Here is a 14,061-nt window from a genome sequence, read left to right on the forward strand (position 1 = left end):
ATGAGTATGTTTCAAGATGCAAACCGCAAACAGATTGGTACCCGCCGGAAGGTAGACCTTGTGCTTCACATCCTGTTCCTGGTGGCAACTTCTATCGGTATTATTGCGCTAATGGCCTTGCTGATTCAGATAATGATGGATGGATTGTCTCGTTTGAACCTTGATCTATTTACGAATTACCCTTCGCGAATGGCTGCGAAGGCTGGGATGAAATCAGCAATTGTCGGTTCCATTTACATGGTGCTTATTATGGCTCCTATCTCGTTCGTTCTCGGCGTAGGAGCGGCGATCTATCTTGAGGAATACGCGAAGAAGAATAGGCTAACACGGTTAATTCAACTGAATATTAGTACGTTGGCCGGGGTTCCATCCATTGTGTACGGGATATTGGGATTAACAATCTTCGTACGCGGATTGGCTCTGGAACGCAGCTTGCTCTCCGGAGCGCTTACGATGACGCTGCTCGTGCTGCCGATTATTATCGTGTCTGCACAGGAAGCCATCCGTGCAGTACCTAGGGCGCGCCGGGATGCTTCATTCGCTCTCGGTGCAACGAAATGGCAGACGGTATCCCGTTCTGTGCTTCCGTCTTCGATTTCCAGTATTATGACAGGCGTTATCTTAGCATTGTCCCGGGCAATCGGGGAGACAGCACCGCTCGTTATGATTGGGGCATTGACTTTCGTTGCGTTTCTGCCAGAGAGCATTATGGATCAGTTTACCGTTATGCCGATTCAAATCTTCAACTGGGTATCTAGACCGCAACTTGCATTCCATGAACTGGCTGCAGCAGGCATCATCGTGCTTCTGGCGCTGCTTATCATTATGAATATCTCAGCAGTTATTCTACGCAATAAATATCAGAAACATATTTAAGGAGACGATAGCATGAGCACAGCGACTGCCTTACAGACGTTAATCGACATTAAGAACTTAAACTTGTACTACGGTACGTATCATGCCTTGAAAAATGTCACTATGACGATTCCGGAGAAGGCAGTCACTGCGTTCATCGGACCGTCCGGCTGCGGGAAATCTACGTTGCTTCGTACATTGAACCGCATGAACGACATGATCATAGGCACGCGTATTGAAGGAACAGTTGCGATTGGTGGGACAGATATCTACAGCAACGAAGTTGATGTGGAAACACTTCGCAAAAAAGTAGGTATGGTATTCCAGCAGCCGAACCCATTTCCGAAGTCGATTTATGACAACATTGCTTACGGCCCGCGTCTTCATGGCATCCGCAGCAAAGCGAAGCTGGATGAGATTGTTGAGCAGAGCTTGAAGCAAGCTGTACTGTGGGATGAAGTAAAGGACTACTTGAAGCGCTCTGCCTTCAGTCTGTCTGGTGGTCAGCAGCAGCGTCTCTGTATCGCGCGCGCATTGGCAGTCAACCCTGACATTCTGCTGATGGACGAGGCGACTTCGGCCTTGGATCCAATCTCTACGCTGAAGATTGAAGAGCTTGTTCAAGAGCTGAAGCATAAGTACACGATTGTTATGGTTACGCACAATATGCATCAAGCTGCTCGTGTATCGGATCAGACGGTGTTCTTCTTGAACGGGGAAGTCGTTGAATTCGATCATACGGAGACGTTGTTCTCGAATCCAACTGATAAGCGGACAGAGGATTACATTACAGGCCGCTTCGGCTAAATTTGATAAGAAGGATAAGGAGTGTAGCTGCAAATGATCAAGCGGAGAGAGTTCGACTTGGCCTTAGAAGAACTAAGTACATTGCTTGAAGAGATGGGAACGCGGGTAGAGCGTGCCTTGTCGGAATCAATTGAGTCATTGAAGAATATGGATGTCGAGCGTGCCAAGCGAATCATTTCCGAGGATGCTGAGCTGAATCGCATTGAGGAGAAAATTATCGATTTGGGATCGAAGTTGATTTTGACACAGCAGCCTGTTGCGAAGGATTTGCGCCGCATTCTCGTTTCCTTCCGCATCTCCAATGATCTGGAGCGGATGGGAGATCTGTCGATTGACGTAGCGAAGGTTGTGCTGCGCATGGAAGGACAGACGCTCATGAAGCCGTTGATTGACTTGCCTCGCATGGCGGAGACGGTACAGCTGATGATCAGGGAGTCGATTCAAGCTTACATTAAGGAAGACGTGAATCTTGCTTACAAAATGGCGAAGGACGATGACCTCGTCGACCAGTTGTACAGCCAGATCTTCCGAGAGCTGTTGACGTACGTTGTGGAGAATCCGCAAAATGCATCTCAGGCGATGCTGCTTACCTTCGTCGGACGCTACATCGAACGGATTGCCGACCATGCGACTAACATCGGTGAGGCGGTCGTCTATCTTGTGACGAACCAACGCCCTGATCTGAATAATTAATCTTATGGAATCATTGATGAATATGTCATCTTATTCTCCATCCTCCAACCGACCGCGGATCACCCGGTCGGTTATTTTTTTCCCATAATATCATCATTTTCTTTTCTAGTACTGGCTATGCTATCATGAAGGTAGAGAATGGATTGAGGTGCATGAATCAATGGATAAATGGATCATTATTGACGGCAACAATATTATTTACCGCGCTTTCTTTGCAATGCCTCCTCTGACGAATGCTCAAGGATTACATACAAATGCTGTATACGGATTCACGACGATGCTTCTTCGCGTTATTGAAGAAGAGAAGCCGACCCACTTGCTGGTTGCATTTGATGCTGGCAAGGAGACATTCCGACATGGAGATTACAAGGACTATAAGGGCGGTCGGGAGAAGACGCCTTCTGAGCTGTCAGAGCAGTTCCCTGTCTTGAAGCAGCTCCTTGATGCGCTTGGTGTTCCTCATTTCGAGATGAGCGGATACGAGGCGGATGATATTATCGGTACCTTGACTCGCGAAGCGAATGAGCAAGGAATTGAGATGGCGGTTGTGAGCGGGGATAAGGACATGCTCCAGCTTGCTTCTGATCAGGTTACGATTCTGCTCACGCGCAAGGGTGTGACGGAGATTGAGAAATATACACCAGCAGCTTTGCAGGAGAAGTATGGCATTGAGCCATTACAAATTATTGATATGAAGGGTCTAATGGGCGATTCCTCGGACAATATTCCGGGTGTGCCCGGTATTGGAGAGAAGACGGCTCTTAAGCTGCTGCATCAATTCGGCAGCGTAGAGAGTGTGCTTGAGCATGTGGACGAGCTGAAGGGCAAGATGAAGGAGAACCTCATTAATCATGCTGAAGACGCACGCATGAGCAAGAAGCTTGCAACGATCTTCCGTGAGGTGCCGCTGGAGAAGAGCCATGAGGAGATGGCGTATCACGGCATTAAAGCGGACACGGCGATTCCGATGCTGCAGAAGCTCGAGTTCAAGTCAATTATTGAGCGTATGGAGAAGATCGGCCTGATCGAGGGCGGCACAGTTGCATCAGCACCTGCTGATGAAGAGCTGTCTGAGGATAAATTGAACGTGCAGCTCGTGAGTGGCGATTTCAGTGGGTTGAAGCAGATAATTGCTTCCGCGGATACAATCATCGTGGAAGCGCATGGAGACAATCCACATCAAGCAGAGCTTATTGGTGTGCTTATCGCGGAAGAGGAGTCCAACTGGTTCTTGACCCGTGAGGAGCTTCTATCTGACGAGGCACAGTTCGTACGGGAATGGATCGCCGATCAAGGGAAGCCGAAGAGCGGCTACGATATGCATTATGCGGAATTGGTGCTGCATTGGACAGGCGTTCCCTATGATGGTTCCGCATTCGATGCTCAGCTTGCTTCCTATGTGCTCAACCCGGATGATGCGGCACTGTCCCTTCAAGCGATTGCGGAGAAGTACGGCTTGTCGTCTAGCCCGACGGATGAAGAAGTGTACGGGAAGGGCGCCAAGTTCAAGGTTCCTGAACTTGAGACTGTTGCGCTGCACGCTGCTCGCAAGGGCAAGCTTGTTCGCCAGCTGAAGCCTGTGATGGAGCAATTGCTCCAGGAGCAGGAAATGAACCGGCTTTATTTTGACCTGGAGCTTCCATTGTCTCGTGTACTGGCGCAGATGGAGAAGACCGGCATTCAAGTCGATACAGATGCGCTGAATCAATTAGGTACACAGTTTACAGAACAAATTGAGACGACAATGAAGCGTATTTATGAGCTCGCAGGTACGGAGTTTAATGTTGGTTCGCCGAAGCAGCTTGGTGAGATTCTATTCGATAAGCTCGGACTTCCTGTCATCAAGAAGACGAAGACCGGATATTCCACAGATGCGGAAGTATTGGAGAAGCTGGAGCCTTACCACGAGATCATTCCACTGATTCTGCATTACCGTCAAATGACGAAGCTCCAATCGACGTATATTGAAGGATTACTGAAGGAAGTGCGCAAGGAAACGGGCAATGTCCACACTTACTTCCGTCAGACCATTACAGCGACCGGACGGCTAAGCAGCCAATATCCGAACCTGCAGAATATTCCCGTTCGGCTTGAGGAAGGACGCAAGATTCGTCAGGCGTTTGTTCCTTCGGAGAAGGGATGGCATATCGTTGCTGCCGACTACTCTCAGATTGAGCTTCGTGTATTGGCTCATATCTCGGGAGACGAGAAGCTGAAGGAAGCCTTCCTGCATGACATGGACATTCATACGAAGACCGCGATGGACGTATTCGGTGTATCTCCTGAGCAGGTTGACGCGAATATGCGCCGTTCGGCGAAGGCGGTTAACTTCGGGATTGTATACGGGATTAGTGATTACGGACTGTCTCAGAACTTGAATATTACACGCAAGGAAGCAGCGCAGTTTATCGAGCAGTATTTCGCTGTATTCCAAGGCGTTAAGCAGTATATGGAAGACATCGTGAAGCTCGCTCGCCAAGACGGCTATGTAAAGACAATGCTGGAGCGCAGACGGTACTTGAAGGATATTCATGCTTCCAACTTCAATCTGCGTTCATTCGCAGAGCGGACGGCGATGAATACTCCGATTCAAGGAACGGCCGCAGATATTATTAAGCTCGCTATGGTTCAGATGGATGCTCGTATGCGCGAAGCGGGGCTGAAGAGCCGAATGCTGCTGCAAGTACACGATGAATTGGTATTCGAGGTTCCAGATGAAGAGATGGAGACGATGTTGAAGCTTGTTCCTGAAGTAATGGAATCGGCTATTGAGCTCTGTGTTCCGCTGCGAGCAGATGTAAACAGCGGCGAGAATTGGTATGAAGCGAAGTAGAAAGTAAGCCTAAGGCGGTGAGCGAGAACGATGTAATAACCGCCAAGCCTACATGAGAGCGGCTTTTTCGGTATAATGAAAATATCAAGAGGTGATTGGACATGCCGGAATTGCCGGAAGTAGAAACAGTCAAACAAACATTGAATACATTGGTCGCTGGAAAGCGGATTGAGCGGGTAACGGTTACGCTGCCTCGTATTATCCAGCGGCCGTCAGAAATAGAGCAATTTTGTGATGCATTGAAGGGTCACACGATTGAACGGGTTGAGCGCAGGGGCAAGTTCTTGCGGATCCTGCTGGATGGGCTTGTTCTTGTATCCCATCTGCGTATGGAAGGTCGCTACGGCGTATATGCTGCTAATGAGCCAGTTGAGAAGCATACGCATGTTATTTTCCATTTCGATGACGGTACCGAGCTGCGTTATAAGGATGTCCGCCAATTCGGCACGATGCATCTATTCGCAGCAGGAGAGGAATGGGAGCAGCCTCCTCTTCATAAGCTGGGAGTAGAACCCTTGTCTCCTGAATTTACTGCCGAACGCTTCGCGGAAGCGATGAGAAGACGGCGCAGCTTTATTAAGCCAGTCCTGCTGAACCAGCACATCGTAGTAGGAATCGGAAATATTTATGTGGATGAAGCTCTGTTCAGAGCAGGCATTCACCCAAATCGTGCGGCAGATGAGCTTACGGATGAAGAGTACGCGCTTCTGCATCGCGCGATTATTGAAACCCTTCAAGATGCGGTTGAAGCTGGCGGCTCCTCCATCAAGTCATATGTAAATGGCCAAGGGGAAATGGGGATGTTCCAGCATCAGCTGCAAATGTATGGACGTCAAGGGCAACCTTGTGTTCAATGCGGCAGTATCATTGAGAAGACAGTAGTCGGCGGTCGGGGGACCCATTACTGCCCGGTATGCCAGCATCGTTCTAAGTAATGGAAACCTAGGTAAACTGAAAAGTTGAATAAGCACTCTTATCCACTCTTGCCCATATGATATGGTAAATCGGGATTCCTGAGCTGTGAGTTGTACGCTAGTTTGCACTAGCTTGGGAACTGCCTAGCGGGAGGGAACGGTAGTTGCTTATTCATACAGTATCTTTGTTCATCCTGGCTTTTGCCTTGAGTCTGGATAGCTTCGGAGTAGGAATGACCTACGGATTGCGCCGGCTCCGCATCCCTTGGACTTCAATTGCTGTCATTGCATGCTGCTCTGGACTGGTCATTCTACTGTCGATGCAAGTAGGAAACTTGCTTATTCAGTATGTATCTCCTGCTGTAGCTCAATGGATCGGATCACTTATTCTTGTCGGGATTGGCTGTTGGGCTATCCTGCAGCTGCTTCGCTCATCGCACGATGAGGATGATCCGTTGGATCACATAGTAAGCAGTGAAGATGCGGCAGCAGATCAGATGCATATATCAGCAGTTGTTCAATCCTCTTCAGTTCCATCTATTCCGATGGGGGATGAGCCGAAGCAAGTGGTGCGCATTCAATTGAAGAGCTTGGGCGTTGTCATTCAAATATTGAAGACTCCAAGCGCAGCGGACATGGATCGTTCGGGCACCATTAGTGCAATAGAGGCTGCGTGGCTTGGAGTAGCGTTGTCGTTGGATGCATTTGGAGCGGGTATAGGAGCCGCGCTGTTAGGCTATCCTGCACTCATGACCGCGATTGTTATTGCCTTATTCAGCGGCATATTTCTGCGACTCGGCATTCATGTTGGGATTGCATTCGCAGGCGCGCGCTGGATTGGGAAGCTGTCATTTGTGCCAGGACTGATGTTAATTATAATGGGGATTATTAAGCTGCTGACGTAAGCGGCATTATTATAGAATGAGGTGAAGGCATGAACATCGGGTTAACCGGAGGCATTGCTTCCGGCAAGAGCACCGTCTCCCGATTACTAGTGGAGCGAGGCGCTCTGCTGGTTGATGCTGATAAGATTGCCAGGGAAGTCGTTCTCCCTGGCAGTCCCGTGTTGGAACAAATTGCGGTGCATTTCGGATCGGACATGCTGCTTGCGGACGGAACGCTCAATCGGAAGCGATTAGGGGAGGTTGTCTTTGCAGATGAGACAAGTCGCAAAGCGTTAGAAAGCATCACCCACCCGGCTATCCGGAAGGAAATCCAGCGTCAAATGCATCAATATGAGACGGACCATCCAGAACGTCTTGTTGTCGTTGATATACCGCTCCTGTATGAGTCAGGTCTAAGCGAGATGTTCGATTCGATATTGGTAGTGTATGTTCCAAAAAGTGTTCAATTACAGCGTCTAATGGAACGGGACGGTTGGAGCGAGCGCGAAGCTGAACAGAGGCTGAATGCTCAGTGGAGTATGGAGAAAAAGCGAGAGCTGGCGGACATTATTATCGACAATAGCGGTTCGTTGGAAGATACGATCAAGCAGCTCGACCATTTCTGGTCGGAGAAAGGCTTGCTATGAATCGTATGATGAAAATGCTCCGCAAAAAGAGAGTGCTATTGCTGTTGTTTTTGGGCATGCTGTTCTTGCTGTTCGTTCAGTCGCAATGGCTGGGGAGATGGATGTACCCGATTGCATATGAAGACGAGATCCGCAAATATGCAGCTCAATATGATGTAGATCCTCTGCTTGTGGCTGCTATCATTCGAGTGGAGACGAACTTCCAAGCGGGGCGCGAATCTCGCAAGGGAGCGATTGGAGTCATGCAGCTGATGCCGGAAACGGCCACATGGGCGATGGAGCAGCTGAAGATGAATAATCGTTGGTCTTTGGACGAGTTGAAAAATACGGCCGACCCCAATATTCTTATTGGCACATGGTATCTGAAATCGCTGCATAAGCAATTCAATGAGAATTGGATCGCGGCGATCGCTGCTTACAACGCGGGTCCCGGCAATGTGAACAAATGGATTCGCAACAAAGTATGGGACGGCAGCTATGACACAGCCAAGCAGCAAATTCCATATGGGGAAACAAAGTTGTACGTACAGCGTGTTATCCATTATTATGATAAGTATAAAAACATCTATCCGAAAATGAAGTAGAATGAAGAAGAAGCATCGGACAAGCCGATACCGTTATCGCGCATGATGTCCGACGCTTCTTCCGTCATTATTTGTATTGACCTGCAAGAGATTGTTCAGCGATTTGGACAAGGCGCTTCGTGATGTAACCCCCGATAGAACCCGTGTCACGAGTTGCCATGTTGCCATAGTATCCGTCAGATGGGATGGCAATGCCCAACTCTTGTGCGATCTCGAACTTCATTTGTTCAAGAGCTGCTGTCGCTTGAGGTACGACCAAGTTGTTGCTGGAACGATTGTTTTGGCTCATTTGATTCACCTCCTTGCGGTTGGTAATTGTATTGTGTGCATTCTTTCAAAGATCATTACAGGTAACCACTGGTAACTTTTTAAAAAGTGAATTGTGATAACATCAAGAGTAGAACGGAGGAACGAAAATGAAGTGTCCTTATTGTGACCACTTAGGAACAAAGGTACTTGATTCTCGTCCAGCGAACGACAATAAGTCTATTCGCCGCAGGCGGGAGTGCGAGCTGTGCAGCAGACGCTTTACTACATTCGAGATGGTGGAGGAGACTCCGCTCATCGTTATTAAGAAGGATGGAAGCAGGGAAGAGTTCAGTAGGGATAAGATGCTGCGCGGACTTATTCGTGCCTGTGAGAAGCGTCCCGTATCTGTGGAACGGCTGGAGATGATTGCTTCGGAGGTCGAGAAGCAGCTGCGCGATACCGCCCATGCGGAGGTAGACAGCCGTGTCATCGGTGATTTCGTCATGGAGCAGCTCTATCCAGTAGATGAAGTTGCTTATGTGCGGTTCGCATCGGTCTATCGTCAGTTCAAGGATATCAGCATGTTTATGAAGGAACTGAATCATCTTCTGTCGAAGAACGCCCTTGGCGAACACTCAGATAAATAATTCAAATGAGAACCTCTTAAGCAGTAATCTGCTTGAGGGGTTCTTTGTATTTTGTCGATCAATCAATTGTAGTGTGGGTTATAAATAACTACAGATCTACATTGCAGACGACTTTCCATCGTAGCGGGCATTTTCCCCGTTTTGAGGAGCTGGAGCGTTATCTCGAATTGTTCGTGAGTTTGTCGTGCAAATAAAAACTCCCTCAAACATTTGAGGGAGAATAGGTCGTTAAAAAATAATTCGTCTACGGGTATCAAGCAGCACGATAGCAAGGAGATCGAAGAGCACCAACGGCAAGATGAAAGGGAAAAATGAAGTGTGTACTTTTCCCGCATGCTTTACGGAGTTGACCTTTAAGTACACTCTCTTTTTATCTACTTTCACGATGGTGCCTGTATATATGTTACCGTTTTTGGCCTTTATCTTTACGAATTTTTTCAAGAACTTTACACTTTTGGAGTAATGGGGGGATAACGTCTTAGACGTGATCTTCTTAGGCGTGATTTTTTTAGGCATAGAAAGACCTCCTTTTCGCATAATAGCGGAACATACAATGTGCTTAGATATGTTATGCATGATGTACGAAAAGGGTGTCATAATGTGTCACAATTGTCCTTGATACCATTGTACGAACCCAAGTTTCCAGGATACGTAGTAGCATAACGCGATTCCGCCTAGCAGAAGGAAGAGTAAGGCCCAATCCTTCCATGTAACTCGAAGCTTCACATAATAAGCTCTTCCACGTCGGCCTGTGAATCCCTTCGATATCATGGCGGCAGCTACACGCTCCGACTTGCGGATAGCTGAAGCAAGCAGTGGAATTGCATGACGCTTCCATGCCCGCAGCTTGCTCTTCCAGCCACGCTCCCGTTCTATGCCTCGCATGCGGTGGGCATCCTGTATGATGCGCAGTTCTTCCTTGAAGAAGGGTAGGAAGCGATAGCCTGCCAGAATACCGTATGCCCACTTGGGCGACAGCTTGCACTGCTGCATCAGGCTCAGTATGAAGCGAACAGGATCTGTCGTCAAGATGAAGATGAGCGACAAGGCGGAGAAGATAAGCACTCTGAGTCCGAGTGATACCGCCTGCTGGAACGTGGCCTCTGTAATGATGAACGACCCCCACTGCCATAGAATGGCACTTGAAGCGGGATCGGCAGAACGCGGGAAGACGAGAGCCGTCCACACGTAGCCGATGCCCATAATGAGGAAGGGGCAGAAGCTAAGCAGCCATTTACGCCATGATATGTTCCCTAATAGGAATGTAAATAGAACGATGTAGACAAGTGCTGCAAGCGGTGTAACCGGATCGAATGTCAACGACAGCATAATAACCGCTATAATGATCGCAAGCCCCTTAATGCTTGGATTCCAATCACGGAGTATCAGGATGATCTCCTCCTTCGATACCTGTAGTCTGTACAAGTAAGCGAGATGTCACCGCGAAGTTCATCGGCATACGCAGATGACACTTCTCCACGAGCTCAGGGTGCTCCTTCCACAGCTTGGAAGGGCTGCCGTCAAACTGTATGCAACCTTCATCTAGCACAATAATTCGGTCGGCATAGGTCTGAACCCACTCCATATCATGCGTGATCATCAGGACAGTTGCGCCTGCTTGGGTTCGTGCTTGCAGGGTGTCCATCAGCTGCTTGGATGTATAAGCGTCTTGTCCATATGTCGGCTCATCGCATAACAATAGCTGTTGGCTGTCGGTAAGAACGGAAGCGACACTAAGTCTTCGCTTCTGTCCTTGGCTGATGGAGAAGGGATTGGCATTGGCAACCTTGTTCAAGCGGAAGCGTGTCAAGGCTTCTCCAACATGCTGCTGTACTTCTTCTTCGCTCAGAAGCTGCAAGCGCATCCCGAATGCAAGTTCATCGAACACGGTATCAGTAATGAACTGATGCTCTGGATTCTGGAATACATATCCGATGAAGGCTCTCAGCTCCCGCTCTGCATATCGATGAAGAGGCATGCCATTCAGAATGATTTGACCTTCATCCGGCTGTGTCAATCCAGATAAGAGGGAGGCGAGGGTAGATTTCCCAGCTCCGTTTGAACCAACAAGTGCTACCCATTCCCCTGAATGCAGAGTAAGGGACACGTGATCGAGGATTACTCTCCCTTTACGCCAATAGACAAGGTTGTGCGCTTGCAAGACTTCCTCAGGTTTTCGTGGGGAACCGTTCGATTGAGCTGATGTTAGGATGCGCATCACATCCTGCTGTGCGAATTTAGGGAGCGACAGCAGCAGCTTCAAGAGATCCTCGTCTGTGAGTGCAGGGTCCGCGGCTGTGAGACGCTGACGAACGAACTGATCATCATAATTGCTGAAATCGCTAATATTGCTACTATCGTCATCGTTGTTGCCATCGCTACTGTTGCTGCGATTAAACCGCTCACGGATGAATTGCTGCAGTTCCAGCGCTTGCGGGAGCCAGATACCACGTGACTTGGCTTCAGCTGCATGATGCTTGAAGTAAGAGGCAGGAAGCCCGTCAAAGACGAGAGCTCCATCCTCATCCATCACGATCAGGCGATTCGCCATGCCGATCCAATCGTCCAATTGGTGCTCAATGATGAGCAGAGCCATCCCTTCCTTGCGTGCCAGTTCTGAAATGAGTACAGCAAATTGATGTCTTGTATACGGATCGAGATTCGATGTGGGCTCATCCAATACAAGCATGTGCACGCGAAGGGCTAGAGCGCAGGCGAGAGCCAGCTTCTGCTTCATGCCTCCCGACAGCTCGTGGATATACGCATGACGCCATGCGAGCAATCCTACCTTTTCTAATACCTCTTGAATTATGGATTCCATCTCAGTTCGAGGACAATCCCGATTTTCTAGGCAAAAGGCTATTTCCTCTTCTACACGCAGCATACAGAACTGACTTTCGAAATCTTGAAATACAATTCCGATATGCTGGGCCGCTGCACCGGAATCGTACTGTTCGATTGGCTTGCCGTACACGAGGACACTGCCTTCAACTAGACTGTCTATTGCATGTGGATATAGCCCGGTAAGGCAAAAGGCTAGCGAGCTCTTGCCACAGCCACTTGGGCCCAACAGCAGAACGGTTTCCCCCTCATGCAGGGTGACATTGATGTTGGATAAGACAGGCTTGCCTTCGGTCTCGAAGGCGAGTGTCAGATCAGTGGCTTCCAGTGCAATAAGAGCTCCATGCTCGGCGTCACGTTGTAAGGTCGATTGTGCTGGGTGATTGGGAATGAGAAGCGCTGGGCTTGCCATGTTATCGCTGCCCCTTTGCAATTGGGAAGCTTCTAAGAACTCCTGTATTGGCCAAGGCGTCCGCAATCCATTTGCCAAGCAGACCCGAGAGGAGTGCGCCACTTATACAGCGAACGACGAACATCGCGAGGATGAGACCAACAGAGTAGGCCGCATAACCGCTGCGGAAATACCCCCACGCGAAGCTGAATACAGCGGAGCCCACCCCAGCCAGCATAAGCACTTTGGTTGAATAATTCCGATATCTTGTAGCGGCAAATACGGCTTCGGCACCCAAACCTTGAATTAGGGCGGATACAATCAAAATAGGCCCTACGGCGTTGCCGATTAATACCTCAATCAGTCCAGCGACTGTCTCAGAAATGACGGCAGCCCCGGGCTTGCGGATAATATAGGTAGCGATGATCGATACGATAAACCAAATGCCGAAGATGACTTCATATCCCATCGGCCCCATAAAGCCAACAAGCACATTGCCTAATTGCAAGAAGAGCAGATAAATGACGGCAAACACAACAGATAATGAACTGAGAACGACAATATCTCGTAATTTCCATTGGCTGTTTCGCGAATTCATGAACATTCCTCTTTTCTTAGAACGATGATCGGATGAGTCCGTTTGGTTTGTAATTTGCATTTTGGAAATTCTTTATCTTCAGCTGCTACCTTGTGGAAGGGCTGTTGGCTGACATCGTAGTTGTCATCACTACATGGGACTTGTCTGATTTTCTCGCCCGATTAAACGCGTTCTCAAGTGTAGTAAATACTCGCTGTGCATCTCCTTCTAAGCGGCTTGCATAATGAGCGCTCTCATCGAAAGTGCCTTCTTCCTTAGCAAGGCCAATGATCTCATAGATCGTATCCATGTAATCTGCCGTTCCGAGCGGGTAGAGCGCAAAATGAGCAGCGACCTTGAGAGGAATCGCTTGATACCGTTCCGCATTCATTCGAATTTCGTCCGTATTCATGAAGGCATCTCCTTGTGTGTCGCCCGGACAGCCAACAGAGAAGGTAGCATTCAGCACAACATGTTCTCCACTTGCCGCGCTATGTAAAAAGATTGACTGAACGACATCGAATACATGTTCACTACGCCCACGAACCCAGGTGCTGACATCATCGGTATGGCACCATACCTTAGACATGTCTGTGTCTCGCAACGCTCCCAAAATAAGGTCAACGAAGCGATCGCTCATCGGATAGATAGAAAAGCGACAACCAACGATGCGGCTCGTACCGCAAGATAACTGACTCATAACTTATATCCTCCCTGACGAATCAATATGTGGTCAGCAGACAACAAAAAAACTGCACCGTGAGTCGGTGCAGTTACGCTTGAGGATACAAGGGTATGACATGGCTTCATGCAATGACGAACATGACGAAGCCGCAGCTTATATCAATCAGTCGACTACACTTCCCCACGCTAGTATTATCTAGTTCGGGTTGTAAGGGTTAACAGCGTTGCCGCTGTCTCTCAGCTTGTTACAGCACCCCTAGTGTTCGAAATTCACTATGCAGTTTCCATCGTTCATATGCTTGACAGCTTTCATTATACACGGGATGATCCGTTTGTAAAGGGTGTAACACCAAAAGGAATACTTCAAACTGGAGCTTAATATTGCAATGGGCTAGATCCGGGCATGCAAACGATCCGTGGTATCGAAGCCTGAAGGTGATGCCCGACATCATGAA

The 14,061-nt window shown here is 48.6% G+C and carries 15 protein-coding genes and 1 riboswitch; of the genes, 9 read left to right on the forward strand and 6 right to left on the reverse strand.

Annotated elements, in window-relative coordinates; translation table 11 throughout:
- The 8 genes from pstA to BP95_RS0128500 all read left to right on the forward strand — a co-directional run bounded on the left by pstA (position 1) and on the right by BP95_RS0128500 (position 8,217).
- Complete coding sequence (pstA, locus tag BP95_RS0128465; RefSeq protein WP_028533817.1) at positions 1-876, forward strand: phosphate ABC transporter permease PstA; 876 nt, start codon at positions 1-3, stop codon at positions 874-876.
- A 12-nt stretch (positions 877-888) separates the two neighbouring features.
- Positions 889-1,662 (forward strand): phosphate ABC transporter ATP-binding protein PstB, encoded by a 774-nt coding sequence (gene pstB, locus BP95_RS0128470; RefSeq protein ID WP_021252118.1) that lies wholly within the window; start codon positions 889-891, stop codon positions 1,660-1,662.
- 33 nt (positions 1,663-1,695) lie between these two features.
- A complete protein-coding gene (phoU, locus tag BP95_RS0128475; protein WP_021252117.1) occupies positions 1,696-2,355 on the forward strand; it encodes a phosphate signaling complex protein PhoU in 660 nt (219 codons plus the stop codon).
- A 160-nt stretch (positions 2,356-2,515) separates the two neighbouring features.
- Positions 2,516-5,188 (forward strand): DNA polymerase I, encoded by a 2,673-nt coding sequence (gene polA / locus BP95_RS0128480; RefSeq protein ID WP_028533818.1) that lies wholly within the window; start codon positions 2,516-2,518, stop codon positions 5,186-5,188.
- A gap of 101 nt (positions 5,189-5,289) precedes the next feature.
- A complete protein-coding gene (gene mutM / locus BP95_RS0128485) occupies positions 5,290-6,123 on the forward strand; it encodes a DNA-formamidopyrimidine glycosylase (RefSeq protein WP_021252115.1) in 834 nt (277 codons plus the stop codon).
- Between the two features lie 143 nt (positions 6,124-6,266).
- On the forward strand, positions 6,267-7,007 hold the full coding sequence (locus tag BP95_RS0128490) for an MntP/YtaF family protein (RefSeq protein ID WP_028533819.1): 741 nt from the start codon (positions 6,267-6,269) through the stop codon (positions 7,005-7,007).
- Between the two features lie 29 nt (positions 7,008-7,036).
- Positions 7,037-7,633: a dephospho-CoA kinase gene (gene coaE / locus BP95_RS0128495; protein ID WP_028533820.1), complete on the forward strand. Its 597-nt coding sequence runs from the start codon at positions 7,037-7,039 to the stop codon at positions 7,631-7,633.
- The gene (locus BP95_RS0128500; protein WP_021252112.1) at positions 7,630-8,217 is read left to right on the forward strand and encodes a lytic transglycosylase domain-containing protein; all 588 of its coding nucleotides are present in this window, start codon (positions 7,630-7,632) and stop codon (positions 8,215-8,217) included. Before coaE ends, BP95_RS0128500 begins: the two co-directional genes overlap by 4 nt.
- Positions 8,218-8,284: 67 nt before the next feature.
- On the opposite strand, the gene BP95_RS0128505 is transcribed toward BP95_RS0128500, so the two are convergent.
- Positions 8,285-8,506 carry an alpha/beta-type small acid-soluble spore protein gene (locus BP95_RS0128505; protein ID WP_021252111.1) on the reverse strand — a complete coding sequence of 74 codons (222 nt, stop codon included), beginning with the start codon at positions 8,504-8,506 and terminating at the stop codon, positions 8,285-8,287.
- 127 nt (positions 8,507-8,633) lie between these two features.
- On the opposite strand from BP95_RS0128505, the gene nrdR reads away from it, so the two are divergent.
- The gene (gene nrdR / locus BP95_RS0128510; RefSeq protein ID WP_021252110.1) at positions 8,634-9,113 is read left to right on the forward strand and encodes a transcriptional regulator NrdR; all 480 of its coding nucleotides are present in this window, start codon (positions 8,634-8,636) and stop codon (positions 9,111-9,113) included.
- A gap of 228 nt (positions 9,114-9,341) precedes the next feature.
- Here nrdR and BP95_RS0128515 read toward each other — a convergent pair whose 3' ends face one another.
- The 5 genes from BP95_RS0128515 to BP95_RS0128535 form a co-directional block, all read right to left on the reverse strand.
- Positions 9,342-9,629: a hypothetical protein gene (locus BP95_RS0128515; RefSeq protein ID WP_021252109.1), complete on the reverse strand. Its 288-nt coding sequence runs from the start codon at positions 9,627-9,629 to the stop codon at positions 9,342-9,344.
- Positions 9,630-9,716: 87 nt separating this feature from the next.
- On the reverse strand, positions 9,717-10,502 hold the full coding sequence (locus tag BP95_RS0128520) for an energy-coupling factor transporter transmembrane component T family protein (protein ID WP_028533823.1): 786 nt from the start codon (positions 10,500-10,502) through the stop codon (positions 9,717-9,719).
- Positions 10,489-12,366, reverse strand: a complete 1,878-nt coding sequence (locus BP95_RS0128525) for an ABC transporter ATP-binding protein (protein WP_028533824.1) — start codon at positions 12,364-12,366, stop codon at positions 10,489-10,491. The genes BP95_RS0128520 and BP95_RS0128525 overlap by 14 nt, the downstream gene beginning before the upstream one ends.
- Before the next feature lies 1 nt (position 12,367).
- A complete protein-coding gene (locus tag BP95_RS0128530; protein WP_028533825.1) occupies positions 12,368-12,943 on the reverse strand; it encodes an ECF transporter S component in 576 nt (191 codons plus the stop codon).
- A gap of 85 nt (positions 12,944-13,028) precedes the next feature.
- Positions 13,029-13,622 (reverse strand): YkoF family thiamine/hydroxymethylpyrimidine-binding protein, encoded by a 594-nt coding sequence (locus BP95_RS0128535; RefSeq protein WP_028533826.1) that lies wholly within the window; start codon positions 13,620-13,622, stop codon positions 13,029-13,031.
- A gap of 145 nt (positions 13,623-13,767) precedes the next feature.
- A riboswitch (TPP riboswitch) is annotated at positions 13,768-13,874 on the reverse strand.
- Between the last annotated feature and the right edge of the window lie 187 nt (positions 13,875-14,061).

It is taken from the genome of Paenibacillus sp. UNC217MF (genome assembly GCF_000686865.1).
Taxonomy (GTDB): Bacteria; Bacillota; Bacilli; order Paenibacillales; family Paenibacillaceae; genus Paenibacillus_B; species Paenibacillus_B suaedae.